A 20,525-nucleotide genomic window follows, 5' to 3' on the forward strand; every position below is an offset into this window, starting at 1 on the left:
TGCAACAGCGTTTGGCTGGGTAACAACCGTTCGTTCCCATTCAAAAACCAGCACATACTGCCGCCCCAGTATAGCGAGCAAAGCCCGTTAAAAGATACGAATAACAACGGACTGTAGCAGCTGTTTACAAATTAATTGTTTTGAATAATAAAACCGGTAATAAAGACGCGAATAAGTAATAAATGGGGTAAATAAGTGGAGTTAATAAGTGGGAGACAGAGCGTGAGGGATCCCAAACATGCAAACTGTAGTGGTCAGGTAAAATTGGCCACGCTTTTAGTGCTGCAGGCCATAGGTGCAAAAAAGCATAAGCAAACACTTGGATTCCGGCTCAAAAGCATTGCCGGAATGACGTCAATATAAACATTCCTGAGTATCGAAGACAAAAAAGCGACCTTTCGGTCGCTTTTAAATTCTAAAACTTCAAATGAAGCCCACTACCACCATAATTGCGTCGCTGGCGAACCGAAGGCTCTAGCGCGGAGTTGACTGGTGTCAAACTCTTTGTGATGAGCTTTCTGGAGCCGAGGTTCAATTCCGTAATAGCTAGACTAAACAACCAATAAAAAACGAACCCAAAGGTTCGCTTTTTTAATGCTCTTACTCAGAAGATTTCAATGAAGCCCACTACCACCATAATTGCGTCGCTGGCGATGATAAGGCAATGAAGTTTGAGGTTTTCGCCGCGGAGTTGACTGGTGTCAAACTCCTTATTTCGAGCTATGCGAAAACTCTCGGTTAACGCCGTATTATCGAGACCAAGGAGCTAACAAAAAAGCGAACCAATCGGTTCGCTTTTTTAATGTTTTTACTCAAAATGCTAAATGAAGTCTACTACCACGATAATGGCGTTACTGCCGATGAGAAGACAAGGAAGCCGATGCTTTTCTCCTCGGAGTTGACTGGTGTCAATGAGAAGAGAAAAGTGTCGGCTGACGCCGTATTATCGAGGCCAAGTAGTCATTATCATTTATTCGTAGTCTGAAATTGGGACACACGAGCACATGAGGTTGCGATCCCCATAAACATCATCAATACGATTAACCGTTGGCCAAAACTTATTCGCCTTAACCGCAGCCGTTGGGAACACGGCTACTTCGCGGCTGTATGGACGTGAATCAAATTCGATGTCCATAATATCTGCTAGGGTGTGAGGTGCATTGTGCAGTGGGTTGTTGTCTACTGGCCACTCGCCCGCTGCTACTTTGGCGATTTCGCCGCGAATAGAAATCATCGCTTCAACGAAACGGTCTAACTCAACCTTAGACTCAGATTCAGTTGGTTCAATCATCAAGGTGCCCGCCACAGGGAAACTCATGGTGGGTGAGTGGAAACCATAATCGTTAAGACGCTTAGCGATATCCATTTCGGTTACGCCAGAGATTTCTTTCAATGGACGTAAGTCGATAATACATTCGTGGGCAACCCGCTCGTTACGGCCGGTGAACAACACAGGGTAATGTGCTGACAGCTTTTTCATGATGTAGTTAGCGTTTAATAGCGCCGTTTGGGTTGATTGCTTAACGCCCTTAGTGCCTAACAGTTTAATGTACATCCAGCTGATTGGCAGGATGCTAGCGCTGCCATAAGGTGCAGCAGATACTGCGCCGTTGTGGTCGCTTTCGCGGCCAGGCTTAACCACTACGTGGCCTGCTACAAATGGCGCAAGGTGCGCTTTAACCCCGATTGGGCCCATACCAGGCCCCCCGCCGCCGTGCGGGATAGCAAAGGTTTTGTGTAGGTTTAAATGCGATACGTCTGCGCCGATAAAGCCAGGTGAGGTTAAGCCAACCTGGGCGTTCATGTTGGCGCCGTCCAAATACACTTGACCGCCATATTGATGGACGATGTCGCACACTTCGCGGATTGATTCTTCGTACACGCCGTGGGTCGATGGGTATGTGATCATAATGCACGATAAGTTGTCGGCAAGCTCGACCGCTTTAGTGCGTAAATCATCTAAATCAACGTTACCTTGCTTGTCGCACGCAGTAACAACCACCTTCATACCAGCAAGTTGTGCCGATGCTGGGTTGGTGCCGTGGGCCGATTGCGGGATTAAGCAAATGTTACGGTGCGCGTCGCCGCGAGACTCGTGGTATTTCTTAATCGCTAATAGACCGGCGTATTCGCCTTGTGCACCTGAGTTAGGTTGAATACACACGGCATCGTAACCGGTGATGTTGACTAAAAACTCAGACAACTCATTAATTAACTGAGTGTAACCTTGTGCTTGGTCAAGTGGGCAAAATGGGTGCATGTTAGCAAATTCTGGCCAGCTTACCGGTAGCATTTCCACTGCGGCGTTGAGCTTCATGGTGCATGAACCTAACGAGATCATGGAGTGGTTTAGGGCTAAATCTTTGTTTTCCAGACGCTTGATATAACGCATCATCTCGGTTTCGCTTTGGTAGCGATTAAACGTTGGATGAGTTAATACCGCGTCTTGACGTACTAATGCTTGTGGGATTGACTGACTGCCATTGGTCACAATGGCGCCATCTAATGTGGCGACATCTATGCCATGGCCAGCACCTAAAATCACATCAAATAATACCACCAGATCCTGGCGAGTAGTGGTTTCGTCAAAACTCACCCCAAATGCGCCGTCGGCGTCGATGCGTAAGTTTAACTTGGCCGCTAATGCACGGGCGTTAATCGCTGCAACGTCGGCACCTTTAACACTGATGGTGTCGAACCATGAAGTGTTCGCTAAGGTTAAGCCTTTAGCGCTTAAGCCTGCGGCTAAAATGTCGGCAAAACGGTGAATGCGTGATGCGATGGTTTTTAAGCCATGTGGGCCGTGGAATACCGCATAAAACGACACCATGTTGGCTAATAAGGTTTGCGCCGTACAAATGTTTGAGTTAGCTTTTTCGCGGCGAATATGTTGCTCGCGGGTTTGCATGGCCATGCGTAATGCGCTGTTGCCGCGGCGGTCTTTTGACACACCAATAATGCGACCTGGCATTGAACGTTTGTGCTCATCACGGGCCACGAAAAAGGCCGCGTGAGGTCCGCCGTATCCCATGGGTACCCCAAAACGTTGCGCGCTACCAAACACCACATCTGCGCCCATGACGCCCGGTGATTTAAGCAGTAATAACGACATAATGTCGGCGGCAACGGTAACCACCACTTTTTTGTCACGTAACTGAGTAAATAACTCAGTGTAGTCGGTGATTTGACCAATACGGTTGGTGTACTGGAACAAGGCACCAAATAATTCGTAATTTACTGCCTCTTTTGCTGGGCCAACGACCACGTCAAAACCAAAGCATTCGGCGCGAGTTTTGACTACGTCGAGGGTTTGCGGGAATACGTCGTCGGCAACAAAGAAGATGTTGGCTTTTTTGGCTTTAGAGACGCGCTTGGCTAATGCCATGGCTTCTGCTGCTGCGGTTGCTTCATCTAATAATGATGCAGAGGCAAGATCAAGACCGGTAAGGTCCATTGACACTTGCTGGAAGTTTAACGTGGCTTCTAAACGGCCTTGGGCGATTTCTGGCTGGTACGGCGTGTAAGCCGTGTACCAACCTGGGTTTTCAAACACATTACGCAAAATGACATTAGGCACTTGCACGCCGTAGTAACCCATACCGATATAGCTTTTAAAGACTGTATTTTTATCTGCTATGTTACGGATATAGGCAATACCTTCGGCTTCGCCACAGGAATCACCTATGGTGAGCTCTTGGGGTAAGCGAATTTTGCCTGGGACCGTTTGGGCGGTCAGATCGTCTAGCGACTCTGCGCCAATGAAGTTCAACATGTCTTGTTGTTGTTCTGCATTTGGGCCGATGTGGCGCGTCAGGAAAAGTTCGTGCTGTTCTAGTTGTGTCAGGGTTTGCTTGGTCATATTAAACCTTGTTCCAAATCGACCAGTTGAGGCGGTAGGGCACATAACTGGATTAGGGTGAAAATGGGTAATACGTGAATAACCTGTTTACGGTTTATTATGTTGCGGCTTCGTCATTGGCTTTTTAACTGCCACGGGTTAGAGATTATCGGCGCAACATTTTTAGCTTCATATAACAAAGAAGCTCCCTAGGGAGCTTCTAGTGTTATGGGTGATTATTCTTGGTCAATGACTTCTTGATAACCGTCGGCATCAAGCAATGCATCAACTTCGGCTTCAAGAGAAGGCATAACACGGAAGAACCAACCTTCACCAAAAGCGTCACTGTTAACCAGTTCTGGTGAATCTTCTAAGGATTCGTTTACGGCAATCACTTCACCAGAAATCGGTGCGTAGATGTCTGAAGCCGCTTTGACTGATTCTGCTACTGCACAATCTTCACCGGCGGTAACGGTATCGCCTACTTCTGGTAATTCTACGAATACCATGTCACCAAGAAGCTCTTGAGCATGCTCAGTGATACCTACCGTGTAGCTACCGTCTGATTCTTTACGGATCCATTCGTGTGAAGATGCATATTTCAATTCTGCCGGAATAGTGCTCATTGTTGCTGTTCCTTAATCTGATGTTCAAAGACTTAATCAATAAATTCGGTGTCGGTAACACGCCACTATCATTAGAAGGCTTGTTTACCATTGCGCACAAAACTTGGGGCGATGACTTTTACGGTCACGCGTTTTTTACGCATTTCAACTTTAGCTGTGGCACCAATACCATTGGGTACACGGGCCATGGCGATAGAATAGCCTAACGTTGGCGAAAACGAACCACTGGTGATCACACCTTGGTGTTCAACACCGTCTGCATCGGTAAAAAATACCGCCATATCATGGCGTAACACGCCCTTTTCTTCCATGACCAAACCAACTAACTTTGTCGTGCCTGCCGCTTTAATCGCGGTTAACGCTTCGCGGCCGATAAAGTCACGATCGCTTGGCTCCCACGCAACGGTCCAGCCCATATTAGCAGCCAGTGGATTGATTGACTCGTCCATGTCTTGGCCGTATAGATTCATGCCCGCTTCTAAGCGTAATGTGTCGCGGGCACCAAGACCACACGGCTTAACGCCTGCCTCTAAGAGTGCTTGCCATAGGGCTTCAGCTTCAGCTTCTGGGACAATGATTTCGTAGCCAACTTCACCGGTGTAACCTGTGGTGGCAATAAATAAACTGCCTGACTGCACACCAAAGAATGGCTTCATGCCTGCAATAGCAGCATTTTGATCGGCGGTGAATACGCTAGCGGCTTTCGCTTTCGCGTTAGGGCCTTGTACGGCAATCATCGACAATTCTGGACGTTCGCTAACCACAACATCAAACGCGGCGGCTTGTTTGTTGATCCAGGCGAGGTCTTTGTCGCGAGTAGCGGAGTTAACCACTACGCGGTAATGGGTGTCGGTTAAGTAGTAGGTAATAAGGTCGTCGATGATACCAGCGTTTTCGTCTAGCATTCCGCCATAAAGGGCTTTACCCGGTACGGTAAGTTTGGCGACATCGTTAGCAAGTAACTTACGTAAGAAGGCACAAGCATCGCTGCCGGTAACGTCAACTACGGTCATGTGAGACACGTCAAACATGCCTGCGTCTTGACGTACTGCGTGGTGCTCTTCGATTTGAGAGCCGTAGTTAATCGGCATTTCCCAACCATGGAAATCGACCATTTTGGCGTTTGATTGTAAATGCTTGTTAAAAAGTACTGTTTTGCTAGCCATTATTATCCCTTTTTTTGAGGCCTTTCTTATGTAGGTATTTGATAAAATGCGAACAAAATTATACTCCGCAGACCCAATTTGTATACAAAAGAATTTTCTAATCCGAGTCCAGTCGCATTAGTTTAGCTAATCTATTGGCATAATTTTTTTACATAATTATTTACAATAAAATAACTGATTTAACTGTGCTACCTGATATTAAACAAGTTTCTACATTAGCTATGATTAAATTGGCTCACGACAAAGTTTAGGTAATGTCATTTTGTTACCCATAGCCTGTTTGATGAACACTGTTTTCAGTCCAGCGACATTATCAACTAGGGTTAGGCCGATGTCGCGCATGGCTTTTTTAAGCGGATTGCTGCCGGCAAACAGTCTTTTAAAGACTTCCATGGTGGCGATCATTTCCATGGCTTCAGCTTTACGCCAACGTTCAAGGGCGCGTAAATGGCTATATTCGCCTAAGTCTTTGCCTTGCTCATGCAATTGGGTAAAGGTGTCGATGATACTGGCAGCGTCTAAAAAGCCTAAGTTAACCCCTTGGCCGGCTAACGGATGAATGGTATGGGCGGCGTCACCGGCCAGCACTAAACGGTGGCGCGCAAAATGGCGCGCATAACGCATCCGCAGTGGAAATGATTGACGCTCGCTGATCACTTGGCACAAGCCTAAACGACCATCAAGCGCGGCGGTTAATGCTTTTGAAAACTCAACCTCATCAAGCGCTAATAATTGCTTGGCTTGATCGGGCGACACCGACCACACAATTGAACATAAATGGTCGTCATACAAGGGCAACATAGCTAATGGGCCGCCGGGTAAAAAGGCTTGTCTGGCGGTGGCGTCATGGGCGAGTTCGGTGCGCACTGTGGCGACAATGGCATGGTGACCGTAGTCCCAGAATGTCAGCGGAATACTGCATTGCTGGCGCACCCATGAGTTGGCACCATCGGCAGCCACCACCACGGCGGCGCTAATGTTGTCGCCACTGGCTAAGGTAAGCCAAGCTTCGCGTTCGCCAAAGGCTATACGTTCAAGGCGTTGGCCTTCTAAATGGGTTAAATTACTGATCTCACTCGCACGTTTGGCAAGGGCATAGCTGATGGCATCGTTTTCGATAATCGAGCCTAAATGCGTTTCGCTGATGCTGTGGGCGTCAAATTCAATTTTGCCTAGGCCGTCTTTGTCCCACACCGACATTTTTTGGTAAGGGCTGACACGATTGTCATCGAGATATTGCCACGCACTGAGGTTTTGTAGCAATTGCTGGCTGGCTTTGTTAATGGCACTGACACGCAATTTAGGCTCGCCACTGACCGCTTGAATTGTGCCAGCATCGATGACCACGACATTAAGGTCGGCGTTGGCTAAACCGATTGCGGTAGCGAGCCCGACCATGCCACCTCCGACGATGGCAACATCATATGTTTGAGTTGAATACATGGTCAATCCTTACCTTAAAAGAGTTAACGCCAACCCATTGCGGTTTGAGCAACGGGACGTTTGAGTGGGGGTAACCAAGACAATAAACGCAAACAGACATTGCGCCCCGCCACCAGCGGCCAATATTGATTGGAAAAACCACGCACTAAAAATTCGATATTGCGAAGTGTGCAGTCGCGATCGGCTTGGCGATCGACTAAATATTGATGCACGATGGCGCTGCTGCCGACATCGACCTGGGTTGAGCTATTGGTTAATTGATGCGCACTAAAGGCCTGTTCAAGTACATTGAGTAACCCCACTACATCACGTAAACCTAAGTTAAAGCCTTGTCCGGCAATAGGATGTAGGGTTTGCGCGGCGTTACCGACAAAGATACAACGATGGTAAACAGGCCTTGGCATATACGATAACGTTAGTGGATAACTCACCCGCTGACCGACGTCGACGAAACGACCCGCTCGGTGACCAAACGCTTGTTGTAAGGCGGCTAAAAATTCAGTTTTGTCGCCGTTGACTAATTCATGGGCTTGTGCGGGCGGTAATGCCCACACGACTGAAAAACGTGATTGGGTCGGCGTTGCTGAAGACTTAGACGCGAATGACTTAGACTTGAATGAATTAGACGCTGATGACATAGGTAAAAGTGCCAGCGGGCCGGTTTGAGTGAAGCGTTCGTAAGCCCAATGCTGATGGGCTTGATCTGTGGTGATATTAGCGACTATAGCCGTTTGATCAAAATCGATTTTTTCTGTGGGTTGGCCCAGATGTTGGCGCACGACCGAATTGGCACCATCTGCTGCCACCAATAACTGGCAATGCAATTGAGTGCCGTCATCTAAGGTTAATAGGTGGCCGTCTTGTTGGGCTTGTATATAGGTGACTTTAGCAGGACAAAACAAACTGACAGATGATTTAGCCAGCTCCTCAAATAGCACCTTACCGACTTGGGCTAATTCAACCACCTGGCCTAATGCATCTAACCCAAGCGGTTTAGCATTGAGCTCGGTCATGCCAAAGTGACCGCGATCGGAAACATGAATATTTTCAATTGCAGTGCCAAGATGCTGCAACTTGGGCCAAATGCCTAAACGAGTGAGTTCAAAAACAGAACCGTGAGCAACGGCAATGGAGCGAGCATCAAAGCCTGGGTGATTATTGTTGGCAACGTGGGCTTCGATTAAGGCAATGCGCAGCGGACGCGACAAGGTGGCAGATAACTTAGCTAACCCTAAGGCTAACGTGGCTCCTGCCATGGCGCCACCCACAATGGCAATATCAACGGCAAGTGGTTGTGTGGAGGTGTGTGCTGAGGTCATACGCTGCGTTACTGCCTATACCAAAAATATTAGTGAAAATTTGAATGCTCGTCGGTGTCATGTAAAGGCATGTCTAAACCGAACTCTGAATAGCATAAAATAGCCGACATTCTGACAAATTCTTGCAGTTCAACGTAGGCGACTTCGGATTCTTCGTCATCACCAACATCAAATTCTACTTGGGCAATATCAGCAAGGTCTTTAATCACTTCACGCACATCAGATGATGCTTTTGCTAGCTGCGGTTGAATAATGGCAATGCCGGTTAAGAAGCTTTGGGTCCACAAAGCTAACGCTTCAACGCGCTCGCTCAGCGGCACTTCTTCTTCTGGCAGTAACAAGGTAAAGCCAAATTCAAAATCGACTAATCGTGTCACCGTGTCTTGATACAACTCACTGATCAACTTTTGTAAGTTCGCTTCTAGCGGCTGACCGTCGTTCATTAACTCAACTAACGGCGTTAACCACGCAAAATTCTCTTGTTTTACGCCACCACAAATTAGCCCAACAAGTGCACCGTGCACTTCTACTGGATGTTGGCCTACTTCAGCGTAATCTAATGCCTGTTTTAGTTTTTCAATACATAATGAAGGTGGGATTGCCATGGTTAATTCCTAATAGCGCTATATCTGCTTCAATGCTAGCAGAGATAGTATGATGCTCCAAATGCGAGCGTGTATTGTGCCCCAATTATACAGGGACTGAAGCAGATTTGTTCACACAAACAGCAAATAGTTAAAAAGGGATACTGTTGCCTTGCGCTTTTAAATTCAGCCCTATATAGTTCGCTCACATGCTGAACTTTACTAACATCAGCTCGGAATAATAAACGGTTATCAAACAGTCTTTTGTCCCGCTAACTGCGCTACACTGACTTATAATAGACCTGTTATTGGCGCAGCGATTAATTGCACAAGACGCCTGGTTAGCAAAACAAATGACAAGTTTGATATGAAATATGTCAAATTTTATGATTTTTACTTGTTTACCCCATCTCTTTAACCCGAGTGAGGTTAACTGAGGATCTGCGGCGACATTATGAGTAACAGTGCTGTTGATATTACCCTATTAGGGCGCACCTACTCCATCGGATGTCCTAAAGGACGCGAAGAAGCATTGCGCACGGTAGCCAGAGAAGTTGAAAACCAGCTGACGACGTTAAAGTCTCGGACCAACAACTTAAGCCGTGAAGAGCTTGCCATTATGGCCGCACTCAATATTGGTAATGAATTGTACGAAGAAAAGCAAAAGAATAAGCAGTACATGGCGCAAATGGATGAGCGAATTTCGTTATTACAGTCAACGTTGGAAACATCCTTGGTTGAACGAAGCAGCTAGGAAGGCTAAACTAAGATTTCAGAATTAAGAATAACTTGATTCTACCCTGTTTTGCTCCCTGAGATATTCGCCAGTTGGTTAAGTCCCTGTGCCGATAATTACAAACCCAGGGTGAATGCTTTCGTTGACACTGTGCATGCTCGGATTATACCGAGAAGCCTTAGGAAATGAACATTTACCCGCCTTGAACCTACGGTTCAAGGGCTGCGCCAGCAGCGGTATTTTGGGGAGCATTCTAATTTCAGATTTAGCCTTTTTTTAAGGCTCATTTTTTGAAGATCACCTCGGTTACACTTTTTAGATAGTGCCTTTATTTCATCCTCAAGCACGCTTTTATATCCAAGCACTGTTTCATATCCAAGCTCTTTCATATCCAGCTCACTTTCATATCCAGCTCTGTTTCATATCCAAGCACTCTTTCATATCCAGCTCTGTTTCATATCCAAGCTCTCTTTTCTCCTCAAGATCTCTTTTATCCTCCAGCTGTGCATAAATCGACAACATAACTTGGTGACGCTGATCCTTCAGCTCAAATAGCCAATAAAATACGACCGTTTTTTATACAAAACAGTCCCGCTTTCACACTTTCAGACGGAGACACTAGGTTACTTTATTGTTAAGATTGTTTTACAACGTATATTACTGTATAAAGTGTTTAATATTAATAACTTGTAAATATGGATTATGACAAGCTGCTCCACTCATCTCAAGGTTTACTGCACCATTTTAATTGTATTCATGTTCAGCTTATCTGCTTGTAAATCCACACCCGACCCTGTTAAACCGAGTCATATCATTCCTGCTGCGTTATCTCATTTGCCTGCTGATGCAGCAAACCTAGGTTTGGATATCATTGATGTTCAATTGAGCTTAGGCGATCGCAATTTATATCTGGCTAGCAATGGCAATATCAAAATGGTCTCGACCGCACAATGCCAGTTAGATATTTCGGCGCACCGTGGAGATTTTCGTCAACCAGAAAGTAGCGCTAATGCTATTGCTTCGGCCTTGAACGATAACTTTAACAGTGTCGAAATTGACGTAATGCTACTCAAAGATGGCACTTGGGTTAATCATCACGATAGTCAAACAGGTCGCGCTACCGTGTATTACACCGGTGAACGCTTTAAACTAAATCGCATGAGTGTTCAGCAGTTCGCTAATCTGAAACTGCGGGATAAACACAGTAACAATTTACTCAACGAACGCCCAATAACGGCTGCAGAAGCCTTTAGAGTATTTGGCGCTTATCGCACCCAAAATCAACGACTCAATGTAGAAATAAAATCTGATACCAATGGCCAAAAGCTGGTAGAGCTCGATAATATGCTCAGAAAATATATTGGCTTAGGTGGATTTTATTATTCTGCGGCAGAACGAGATGTCCTATACAAGCTACGTGGCATTAACCCATCGGTTTACTTAGGCTTTATTCAAGGTGGACACCCTACCAGTGTTGAAAAGTTAGCCGCAGATTTACGTAAAGGTGTAAAAAATGATGCCTATTACTTAGATAATCAACATAATCTTGAGCTTGCTGGTCGCTACGGCACTAAACGTTACCGCTCACGTTATAAAGACTACACCGCAACATCATCATTAACCCAATTGCAAAAAAAGCTGGGTAGCAACTCTGGTTTACACTTAGACATTCGCAGTTTTATGCAGCATCTCAGCGTCAAGTATCGTGCTCACCAACTCGGAATGAAGGTCTATACCTATTCGCTTAATGGCAGTGATTATCATCAATCACAATTACTTAAGTTAACCACTAATAAGCTACCCGATGGCGCAATTGTGGATGCCACGCCTTACAAGATTTGCCAGCGTTTATTCAACAGAGCCGTACCTAAAAAGCGTTATCAAGCATTGAGTAATGTCGGTCGTTATATTACCGCTTTACCCCAAGATGCTGACTTTGATCGCTTTGACGAAATGCTTGGTTATCAAACAGAAGGTTATTATTTGTCATTAACCTCTGGCCTTAAAGCCATCCATAGCACTGCGGTTAACAAGACACCTAACAACATACCCACGCCTTTGTTGGAACATGGTTTCCCCACTATTACTGATGAAATAATTGATAACGACACCGGTGACACCATTATTTTAAGGTTACCAGGTCGTCAGGCTAATAAAAATTAATATGACTGATAATAACAAAAGTCCATTTGCAACAAATTTGCTTAACACTGCCCCGACGCAAAAGAAGATGGAATCAGCTGAAAAAGAGCTGAAGAAAGTACAGAAAAATCAACAATCAACGGCTGTCAAAGCTAAAAAACAACAAGCTGTTGAAGCCCAAATGGTTAACACGGGTAAACCCTTCTGGTGGATGCTGTTGATGTTCATTTGTTCGATAGTGTATTTATTCCCTGAGGCGGTGTTTAATGCGGCGTTAACCGATGTTGCTGGCGGGCGCAATTCCAGCGTGGAAGACTTACGGGCGGTAGAATTATTTGGTCGTACCATCAGTGGTATTGGCGTTACCCTGCTTTTAGCTGACTTATTACTAAAAGGTAAACAAGTGGCTAAAGCCACTCGGGCTTTAGGTTATTTCACCCTAATTGCAGTGATTATTTGGCCAACGGTATTTTTTGGTCAAAAGTGGTTAGTGGATCATTTTATTATTGATGCATCGACCCCAGAAGAGCGCCAACAAGCTTATTTGTCGCAAGTACTTCGTAGCGCATTGATTGAAAATTCAATCAAATTTGAAGGCATTGATTACGACCCAGGTAAAAAACACAGTGCAATCGAAAAAACGTTTTTATCCGTGTTTGGTGGACTCGTATACGCTGATGATAAATTAGTGGACGATTTAAAACAGAAAAAGCGCTTGATCATGGAAAAATTTGTTCGTGATCGTGCTATGTCTCAATTTGATCAACATTACGCCAACTATGATAATTTCCGCCAGACCCTACGGGGAAAATACACTGAGTATGCTGCAGGTTCTAATCAATATAATCAGGCCTTAGCTAGCGTACAAACACGATCTGACGCTTACTGGCTCGATACCCAAAACCAGGTAAAGCAAGGTTGGGAGCAATACCAACAAGGCACCAAGGCTTATGAAGCCAGGGTCGAATCCCGGGCACAAAAAATAGCCCCTAAATTATACGATTATTTTGAACGGCGTAATAAATGTGCAGAAAAGAAAAGTGGCAGTAATAAAGACCGTTGTTTCGAGCGACTGCAGAACGGTTATGACAAAGAAATAGCCAAATACAGCATGCCTTATATTCCACCTAATGATTGGTTGGTTCGTGAAGAAATTTCGACGTCTGAAAACGTCGGTAATTCCATTATTTCAGGGATTTTGACATTTGGCCTTTACACTGCAATGCAAGCTGCTGATGCCGTAACGGGTGGCGACGCTGGATTTAAAGATCATCGTATGGTGTATACCAACGATGTGAATCATTATAAAAACGTGTTGATGCTAAAAATGGAGCCTGATTTTATTAAAGAGTCGGGTGGCTACCCGTTAGGCATTAGCTCAATCCATGAGTTTAGAGTAAATGAACTTACCAGCATAAAAGTGAATAAAAAGCTGAAACAAAAAGGCTTAACCTTATCCCCTTCTTGGTCACTGACCGATCGTAATAGTTTTGATATTGCTGTTGCTAAAAGAGTCCGTCAGCAAGCTGATAGTGAGTGGCGATCAAAAATGAAGGCTAAAGGCAATGACATGCCGCCTAATTTAAGCTGGCAGCAATTTCAGCAACAAAGAAATATCCAGCAGCGCATTGAGGATGAGATGAAAGAGCTTTACGTAAAACCAACGCTGGCCGATTGGAATAACCGTGAGTTTAAACAGAAAATTATTGAGCCCAATATACGACGGAAAACCACCGAGTATCTTAATGTGCTCGAAGCCCAACAAGTTGAGTTTGCCGACGGCGGCGCTTTTGAATCGACGGGTAAGTCGGCTTTAAGATCAACGATTATTCCGCCAATATCCATGTCGATTAGCTTAGCCTTGGTGCTATTAACCCTATTAAAGTTACCGATGAAAGCCGTAGAACTCGTGCAAGTAAAAAGGACTCGAGCAGCAGCAAAATCTAAGCCTAACCGATATATAAAACCTGCAATATCAATCCTGTTATTAGCGTCAATTTTTGTGGTGCCTTTATCCATGGCCGTTAACCAATACACCATGAAAGAATCGGCGCTGCATTACTTTTTTGAACAAATGGAGAAGAATGATTCAGCCATGATTTCATTCGCGCTTAAATGGTTATTAGTGACTCAACCTATGGTGCAACCTATTGGTTCATCCATTGACCAAGGCTTATTTATCACCAAAGGATTTAATGCGATCAGTGAGCCCATTAACCGCTTTGATTTGGCGATAATGCCTGAACATGATTCAACTAACCTTGCTAAATACTCGCCTAAGAAAGCCGCCTTATTACCTCTGACTATCAACAACAATATCGCCAATGCCAAGGTGGCAGTGATGAATATTAAACCAACATATCAAGCAGGCATGATGTTACCCGCGGGCAGTTATGACATAAAAGTCAGCGCCCCTGGACATATTACCGTTAGAAAATGGATGTATTTGAAAGCCGACGAAACTGATTTTAATATCAATTTGTCAGCAGCAGACGTGACCAGTCAATGATAAAAAAACAGTGAAAAAATTCATCACGCATTGATTTATAGGAAGTATTACGTGAGTAAATTAGAACAATTCCAAAGTTTTATCCGTAGCAACGGTAAAGATCTCACTGGTGTCGATGTACCAGTAATATTAAGCAACGAACAAGCAAAGCTTCCACAGCTTAAATTTACCTTTGGTTGGACGATTGAAGTTGGCGTGAGTGCACATGAACACGACGGCTATTGCCCATCTGGAATTAAGTCAGGCAGTGCATCCAATGCCCGAGATCTCGCCCATGACAAAGCCAAAGAGTATGTCAGTGGACAGAATTCGTTGTTTAACGATCGCTTCTTAACAATACTTGGGCCTGATATTGCGGAAAATTTCCTAATAAGAAATAGAGGCTTAAAATCAGCCCCTGAAACCTATGTGGGCAGCAAAGTTTGCTACCGTTGCCATGGTTCTGGTAGTCAAAGTTGTTCTAGCTGTTATGGCTCTGGTAGTAACTCTTGTAGTGGTTGTCATGGTAGTGGCCGCGTCAGTGTTTCGCGTCATGATAGCTATAATAATCGCACGGTTTATACCACAGAGTCTTGTTCATCATGTTGGGGCAGTGGTAAAAAAACCTGTTATACCTGCAACGGCTCGGGCTCTGTGACGTGCGGCACTTGTAGTGGCGGCGGTTACCTCTATCACAGTTACACCATTGATGGTGAAGCAAAACGCAGCACTAACTGGGCTTATAACAGCAGTGATTACCACAAATGGACCTCTGAATTTGTCAAAAATAGCGGCTTAAACTTAGTCTATAATTTAACTGAGATAACTGAAGTTGATGTTGAGGGCACCCTTGATGGCTGTACCTTTATGTATGCTTTTACCGCTAAACTTCCAACCCTGCAATTTACCGCGACAATTGATAAAGTCGATACCAAGATGTGCTTTGCCGGTAAAAAAAACACCACCCATAATGCCGGTGGGGTTTACGATCCTGCGGTATGGAGTGTGGCACAGAAAATGGCTGGGGGCAGTCAATCCGCCGACAAAGTGGCATTAGCCACCCCTGCTGTAAAAAACATTATCGAAGCCAATACAACCCACACGCAAATTGCATTATTAGATGAAAACTGGGTATCGACTGATATTAAAGACGCGGTATTATCTAACTACCAAAACTTAGTGACACAATTAAAAAAGCAAAGCGTTAAAGGTATTACACCTAACATGTTCGCAGGCTTGATTAAATACACTTATTTATTCTTTACTTTAGGGATGTTAATCGCGCTGTTATTCCCAAAATTTGCAGTCGATTCCGGTTATCGCATGAGCGTGACTCAAATACCTGAATGGATGATGGCGTTATTGACGATGCAATTTGGCCTATTCGGGCTTCCCGCTGTGGCTAATTATGCCTTTGTACTTGGGTTATTGTGGTTAAGCTACCAAGGTGTGAAAAAATTGTATTGGAAAAATATCAGTAACGCTAAAATCTGGGTATTGGCTATCAGCATTACACTATTATTGCCACATATGGCGTTAACGCTTTATTACAACACGGTTGAACTGCTTGGCCATTCACCCGCCATGGCTAGCACTCTCGTGAGTGGCTCATTATTGGTCGGGCTTTACTTACTCGTCATTGGTGTAAAGTGGCCACAAAAATGGTATAGCAAAATTTTTGGATTGATTGCTGGAGTCAGTTTTTATTGTGCCCTACAATACGGTTTGTTCTTAATAAACCCAACTTATGGTTTTATCGAAAATAATGCTAATTATTCTGGTGATGTGGCTGCGTTATTATCATCTGGTTTACGTTTTATGGGGAATAATTTAATTGAGTGGGCTTTGTTATCAGTTGGCTTTACTTACTTCTTAACACGTAGAAAATTTTGGTTAAAAGCAAAGACGATGGTGGCTGATTACGAGAGTCCGGTGCTACTAAAATCGATGAACATGGATAAATAGTCCCGTATTGTGTTGCTAAAAACAACCCAGCGTAATGCTAAGCCTTACGCTGGGGGGAAGTTTGATGCAAAGTGATTCAGCATTAGCTGACTATCAATCTGTGATTTCATCTCATTACAGAACGCGATAACCTACTTTGAGTTCCAGTTGTTGATTATCGTTTTTTTAAATTCATTTGTAAGTGTTGGAGTATTCCCTACATATGAGCATGACGCGTTTTATGACTAATTCAGAACCATATCAGTCAGATTCTACAGCGGTTCAAACCCTGATTACTTATTTTTCTTCTGGCAGCACTGCATCAGATAAACTTATGACGGATCAAGCCATTATCAATAAAGATTCATTTACAGATCCTTCAATCCCAGCACCGTTATTCGACAGTTATAATATGAGCCGTGACAGTATTCGTCGCCATATCAGGCAAGAGCGTAATGCCCTTTCTCAAGCGGAACAAAACCAGCTAGCCTTGATTGCTAGTCGACATTTATTGTCAGAAATTCAGCGTATTTCAGCTAAACGAGTGGCGCTATATTTAGCTTTTGACGGTGAACTAGCAACCAATAAGTTGATAAAAGCTTTATGGAAATTAGATATTGAAGTGTATCTACCTCGCTTGCACCCTTTTGCTAAAGGGCATTTGCTGTTTATTCGCTATACCGCTGATACTGTGATGATAAACAATCGCTTTAACATTGCCGAACCCAAGCTTGATGTCGGCAACATTGCCACTGTTGAGCAGCTGGATATGATTGTGACACCCTTGGTCGCATTTGATAATAATGGTAATCGCATGGGTATGGGCGGCGGTTATTACGACCGCACCTTGGCACAAGTGATTGATAACAAGCCGTTAGCCGTCGGGTATGCCCATGACTGTCAGCAAGTGAGCGTTTTACCGATTGAATATTGGGATGTGCCGTTGCCGGTGATAATTACTCCAACGAAACGGTTAGCTATTTAAAATAGCTTAATTTTATTAAGGTCCTGGCGCTTCGCTCACACCCGTTCAAGCAGGGAAAACGGCTTTCCCCTCTTGGATCTCCCCAGCCGCTCCGGCAAAGTGTTGATCCTCTTAGCATAATAAAAAGCCCTATCAATACACAGTATTGACAGGGCTTTTAGTTATTTTATTTATGTTAGTTACACAATTGCTTTCTCTAATGCTTGGCTAACATCGGCAATGATGTCATCGATGTGCTCTATTCCCACCGAAATGCGGACGAGGTCTTCTGACACGCCGGCTTTGGCCAACTCTGCGCCGCTGAGTTGGCGGTGAGTGGTACTGGCTGGATGGCACGCCAGTGATTTAGCATCGCCGATATTGACTAAACGCAGCACCATTTGCAGTGCATCAATAAACTTACCACCGGCGACTTTACCGGCTTCAGCATTATCGGCTTTAATGCCAAAACTGATGATACCAGAGGCTTTACCGCCAGTGATTTTTTGGCATGTACCATGATGCGGACTATCCGGTAATGCGGCGTAATTAACCCAGCTAATGCTTGGATGCTGTTGTAAATATTCAGCTAACGTGAGGGCATTGCTGCAATGACGCTCCATGCGCAGGCTTAAGGTTTCTAAACCTTGGAGTAATAAAAAGGAACTGTGTGGCGATAATGCTGCGCCAGTATTGCGCAATGGCACAACGCGGCAGCGACCAATAAAGGCCGCGGGGCCAAACGCGTCGGTATAGACCACGCCGTGATAAGACGGATCGGGCTCATTGAGTATCGCAAAGCGTTGCTTGTTCTCTACCCAATCAAATTTTCCTGAATCAATAATCACCCCACCAATAGTAGTGCCGTGGCCGCCAATGTATTTGGTTAATGAATGAATAACGATATCTGCACCATGATCAAATGCACGACATAACACTGGCGTTGCCACAGTATTATCAACAATTAACGGCACCCCATGTTTGTGGGCAATATCGGCCAAACGCTGTAAGTCGACAATATTACCGGCAGGATTACCAATCGATTCACAAAATAACGCTTTAGTCTTGTGGTCAATTAATCCATCGAGGCCATCGAAATCATCAAACGCCGCCATACGGACTTCAACACCTTGGCGGGGCAATGTATGGGCAAATAAATTATACGTGCCACCGTATAACTGGCTGGTGCTGACAATGTTGTCGCCCACTTGGGTTAACGCTTGAATGGCATAGGTAATTGCCGCCATGCCTGATGCAACTGCCAGCGCACCAATGCCACCTTCTATCGCAGCCAAGCGTTGTTCAAGTACGCTGGTTGTCGGGTTCATAATGCGGGTGTAAATGTTACCGGCAACTTTTAAGTCGAACAGGTCGGCACCGTGTTGAGTATCATCAAAGGTGTACGATGTCGTTTGGTAAATGGGCACTGCTGCTGCTTTGGTGGTTGCTTCAGACTCGTAGCCATAATGTAATGCCAGTGATTCCAGTTTCATGTTTGCTGCAGACATAGCGCCTTCCTTAACTGTGTATATTCGAATGGATTAATGACCCAAAAGGGGCTCCGCAGTTGTTGATAATAGCAGCGGTTCTCTACACTAGCAATTAGCCATCTAGAAGTCTATTACTTAGTTGCAACAATACCTCACGACATGACTATTTTAACTGTCTGCCGCCATCTACCGCATAACTGCGACCAGTAACATAATGGCTGCCCAGTAGGTAGTCGACCAAAGAAATGATTTCATCATTACCGGCTTCTTTAGGCAACATCGCTTTAGCCAGTGCTTTGACTTTGTAGGCATCATCGTCATCTTGGTTAAATAAAATCATAGCAGGCGCAATGGAGTTAACTTTAACGTGCGGGGCTAACAAGCTCGCAAACGACAGACTCATGTTGTGAAGTGCGGCTTTGCTGGCGGCGTAGGCAATATGCTTTTTACTGCCTTTTTCGGCTACAAAGTCGGTAAGATGAATAATGTTACTGGCACCAATGTTATCGTCATTGGTTTTGGCGGCACTGATCAGCAATGGTGCTAACGCTAGGTTGATTTGATACGGCGCAGATACATGAATTTGCATCATCCGCATCATAGTCTCGCTCGGGCTTAAGCCATTGTTGTCGGGCAACCAGTCTGACGCATTATGAATAATGGTATCGAGGCGATCATGATGCTCATTGATATGCTCAATCAATGCATCGATTGCCACAGGATTAGTTAAGTCGCATGAATGTAAACTCGCCCCCAACTTTCCCAGCTGTTCAATACTGTCGTAGTGGGTGCGATAGGTACCAATGACCTGATGACCTTGGGCCAAATAATATTTAGCCAGGGCATAGCCAATGCGTTTACCTACGCCAGTGATCAGTATTGTACGTTCCATAATGCTCTCTTTATTTTAGCTCTGATACATTGAACTTTTATCATAAGCAAATTAGATGGTTATCTCAAAGAAAATGATCAATTGATGACTAAAAGTCATCTTAATGCCTAATGGTGACAAGTTATAGCTTGGTCATAAAAAAAATGACTTCAGTTACTTGAGGTAATTGAAGTCATTAGCCATTATTGATAACGGTTTATATCCTAAACGGAGGTCATTCCTAAGCTAAAAACTCAGCTCTTGTCGCTGGGTTGGCTTTAAAGCAGCCGCCAAGCGCTGTGGTTTGGGTGCTTGATGAGGTGTCCATTATGCCGCGTGATTTTACGCAGTAATGGGTGGCATTAATGCTCACTGCGACATCGTCGGTTTCCAGTAAGGTTTGCAGCGCCACTAAAATTTGCTGGGTTAGGCGTTCTTGCACTTGTGGTCTTTGAGCAAAAAATCGCACGATACGGTTAATTTTCGATAATCCAATAATATTGTCTTTTGGTATGTAGGCGACTTTGGCGAGCCCATCAATGGTAATAAAGTGATGTTCGCACGTGCTGACCACACTGATATCGCGGATCTTAACCATTTCTTCGACACCCATTTTATTCTTAATTTGGGTGATTTTAGGAAAATTAGCGTAATCGAGACCAGAAAAAATCTCGTTAACATACATTTTAGCAATGCGGTGCGGCGTTTCAGCCAAGCTGTCGTCGCTAAGATCGAGCCCTAACGTCGACACCACTTCAGTCATTAAGCCTTTAATGCGTTCATACTTTTGCTCACTGGTCATCTGGCTTGGTGCCAGTGGTGTTTCAAGTCCATGTGTGACTAGAGCTTGTTGAACTTTCAATGCTTCAGCAGACAACTCTGCGCGGGTTATGTCATTAATCATCATAATAATA

The 20,525-nt window shown here is 44.6% G+C and carries 14 protein-coding genes and 1 other RNA gene; 6 read left to right on the forward strand and 9 right to left on the reverse strand.

What is annotated here, in order from left to right; genetic code table 11:
* Nucleotides 1–970: 970 nt before the first annotated feature.
* From gcvP to AAEZ00_RS02930, 6 genes are all read right to left on the reverse strand, one after another.
* Nucleotides 971–3,859, reverse strand: a complete 2,889-nt coding sequence (gene gcvP / locus AAEZ00_RS02905; protein WP_351076654.1) for an aminomethyl-transferring glycine dehydrogenase — start codon at nucleotides 3,857–3,859, stop codon at nucleotides 971–973.
* A 215-nt stretch (nucleotides 3,860–4,074) separates the two neighbouring features.
* Nucleotides 4,075–4,464, reverse strand: coding sequence for a glycine cleavage system protein GcvH (gene gcvH, locus AAEZ00_RS02910; protein ID WP_101032768.1), 390 nt, complete (start codon nucleotides 4,462–4,464; stop codon nucleotides 4,075–4,077).
* Nucleotides 4,465–4,535: 71 nt separating this feature from the next.
* Entirely contained in the window at nucleotides 4,536–5,630 is a 1,095-nt protein-coding gene (gene gcvT / locus AAEZ00_RS02915) for a glycine cleavage system aminomethyltransferase GcvT (RefSeq protein ID WP_335687397.1), read from the reverse strand.
* 225 nt (nucleotides 5,631–5,855) lie between these two features.
* Nucleotides 5,856–7,073 carry an FAD-dependent oxidoreductase gene (locus tag AAEZ00_RS02920; protein WP_351076650.1) on the reverse strand — a complete coding sequence of 406 codons (1,218 nt, stop codon included), beginning with the start codon at nucleotides 7,071–7,073 and terminating at the stop codon, nucleotides 5,856–5,858.
* Nucleotides 7,074–7,096: 23 nt separating this feature from the next.
* Complete coding sequence (ubiH, locus tag AAEZ00_RS02925; protein WP_351076647.1) at nucleotides 7,097–8,392, reverse strand: 2-octaprenyl-6-methoxyphenyl hydroxylase; 1,296 nt, start codon at nucleotides 8,390–8,392, stop codon at nucleotides 7,097–7,099.
* Between the two features lie 29 nt (nucleotides 8,393–8,421).
* Nucleotides 8,422–8,997 (reverse strand): UPF0149 family protein, encoded by a 576-nt coding sequence (locus AAEZ00_RS02930; protein ID WP_101032772.1) that lies wholly within the window; start codon nucleotides 8,995–8,997, stop codon nucleotides 8,422–8,424.
* A gap of 433 nt (nucleotides 8,998–9,430) precedes the next feature.
* Here AAEZ00_RS02930 and AAEZ00_RS02935 point away from each other — a divergent pair, with 433 nt between their 5' ends.
* The 6 genes from AAEZ00_RS02935 (at nucleotide 9,431) to AAEZ00_RS02960 (ending at nucleotide 17,271) form a co-directional block, all read left to right on the forward strand.
* Entirely contained in the window at nucleotides 9,431–9,730 is a 300-nt protein-coding gene (locus AAEZ00_RS02935) for a cell division protein ZapA (RefSeq protein WP_101032773.1), read from the forward strand.
* Between the two features lie 52 nt (nucleotides 9,731–9,782).
* A non-coding RNA gene (gene ssrS, locus AAEZ00_RS02940) (6S RNA) lies at nucleotides 9,783–9,964 on the forward strand.
* Between the two features lie 504 nt (nucleotides 9,965–10,468).
* Entirely contained in the window at nucleotides 10,469–11,875 is a 1,407-nt protein-coding gene (locus tag AAEZ00_RS02945; RefSeq protein ID WP_233768576.1) for a glycerophosphodiester phosphodiesterase, read from the forward strand.
* 67 nt (nucleotides 11,876–11,942) lie between these two features.
* Nucleotides 11,943–14,363: a peptidase associated/transthyretin-like domain-containing protein gene (locus AAEZ00_RS02950; protein WP_351088320.1), complete on the forward strand. Its 2,421-nt coding sequence runs from the start codon at nucleotides 11,943–11,945 to the stop codon at nucleotides 14,361–14,363.
* A 51-nt stretch (nucleotides 14,364–14,414) separates the two neighbouring features.
* The gene (locus tag AAEZ00_RS02955; RefSeq protein ID WP_351088321.1) at nucleotides 14,415–16,307 is read left to right on the forward strand and encodes a DnaJ-like cysteine-rich domain-containing protein; all 1,893 of its coding nucleotides are present in this window, start codon (nucleotides 14,415–14,417) and stop codon (nucleotides 16,305–16,307) included.
* A 391-nt stretch (nucleotides 16,308–16,698) separates the two neighbouring features.
* The gene (locus tag AAEZ00_RS02960; protein WP_232772208.1) at nucleotides 16,699–17,271 is read left to right on the forward strand and encodes a 5-formyltetrahydrofolate cyclo-ligase; all 573 of its coding nucleotides are present in this window, start codon (nucleotides 16,699–16,701) and stop codon (nucleotides 17,269–17,271) included.
* 179 nt (nucleotides 17,272–17,450) lie between these two features.
* On the opposite strand, the gene AAEZ00_RS02965 is transcribed toward AAEZ00_RS02960, so the two are convergent.
* The 3 genes from AAEZ00_RS02965 to folE form a co-directional block, all read right to left on the reverse strand.
* Complete coding sequence (locus AAEZ00_RS02965) at nucleotides 17,451–18,743, reverse strand: O-acetylhomoserine aminocarboxypropyltransferase/cysteine synthase family protein (RefSeq protein ID WP_351088335.1); 1,293 nt, start codon at nucleotides 18,741–18,743, stop codon at nucleotides 17,451–17,453.
* Between the two features lie 160 nt (nucleotides 18,744–18,903).
* Nucleotides 18,904–19,632 carry a dihydromonapterin reductase gene (gene folM / locus AAEZ00_RS02970; RefSeq protein ID WP_351088322.1) on the reverse strand — a complete coding sequence of 243 codons (729 nt, stop codon included), beginning with the start codon at nucleotides 19,630–19,632 and terminating at the stop codon, nucleotides 18,904–18,906.
* A 220-nt stretch (nucleotides 19,633–19,852) separates the two neighbouring features.
* A complete protein-coding gene (folE, locus tag AAEZ00_RS02975; RefSeq protein WP_418896013.1) occupies nucleotides 19,853–20,518 on the reverse strand; it encodes a GTP cyclohydrolase I FolE in 666 nt (221 codons plus the stop codon).
* Nucleotides 20,519–20,525 lie beyond the last annotated feature (7 nt).

Origin of the sequence: Shewanella sp. S1-49-MNA-CIBAN-0167, from assembly GCF_040310145.1 — a bacterium.
GTDB classification, from domain to species: domain Bacteria; phylum Pseudomonadota; class Gammaproteobacteria; order Enterobacterales; family Shewanellaceae; genus Shewanella; species Shewanella psychromarinicola.

Excerpts from the sequence above, each read along its gene's own strand:
- AAEZ00_RS02930 (WP_101032772.1), bottom strand. The coding sequence starts at position 8,997 with ATGGCAATCCCACCTTCATTATGTATTGAAAAACTAAAACAGGCATTA.
- folM (WP_351088322.1), bottom strand. The coding sequence starts at position 19,632 with ATGGAACGTACAATACTGATCACTGGCGTAGGTAAACGCATTGGCTAT.
- AAEZ00_RS02960 (WP_232772208.1), top strand. The coding sequence starts at position 16,699 with ATGAGCCGTGACAGTATTCGTCGCCATATCAGGCAAGAGCGTAATGCC.
- gcvP (WP_351076654.1), bottom strand. The coding sequence starts at position 3,859 with ATGACCAAGCAAACCCTGACACAACTAGAACAGCACGAACTTTTCCTG.
- AAEZ00_RS02945 (WP_233768576.1), top strand. The coding sequence starts at position 10,469 with ATGTTCAGCTTATCTGCTTGTAAATCCACACCCGACCCTGTTAAACCG.
- folE (WP_418896013.1), bottom strand. The coding sequence starts at position 20,518 with ATGATGATTAATGACATAACCCGCGCAGAGTTGTCTGCTGAAGCATTG.
- gcvH (WP_101032768.1), bottom strand. The coding sequence starts at position 4,464 with ATGAGCACTATTCCGGCAGAATTGAAATATGCATCTTCACACGAATGG.
- gcvT (WP_335687397.1), bottom strand. The coding sequence starts at position 5,630 with ATGGCTAGCAAAACAGTACTTTTTAACAAGCATTTACAATCAAACGCC.
- AAEZ00_RS02965 (WP_351088335.1), bottom strand. The coding sequence starts at position 18,743 with ATGAAACTGGAATCACTGGCATTACATTATGGCTACGAGTCTGAAGCA.
- AAEZ00_RS02935 (WP_101032773.1), top strand. The coding sequence starts at position 9,431 with ATGAGTAACAGTGCTGTTGATATTACCCTATTAGGGCGCACCTACTCC.
- ubiH (WP_351076647.1), bottom strand. The coding sequence starts at position 8,392 with ATGACCTCAGCACACACCTCCACACAACCACTTGCCGTTGATATTGCC.
- AAEZ00_RS02920 (WP_351076650.1), bottom strand. The coding sequence starts at position 7,073 with ATGTATTCAACTCAAACATATGATGTTGCCATCGTCGGAGGTGGCATG.
- AAEZ00_RS02950 (WP_351088320.1), top strand. The coding sequence starts at position 11,943 with ATGGAATCAGCTGAAAAAGAGCTGAAGAAAGTACAGAAAAATCAACAA.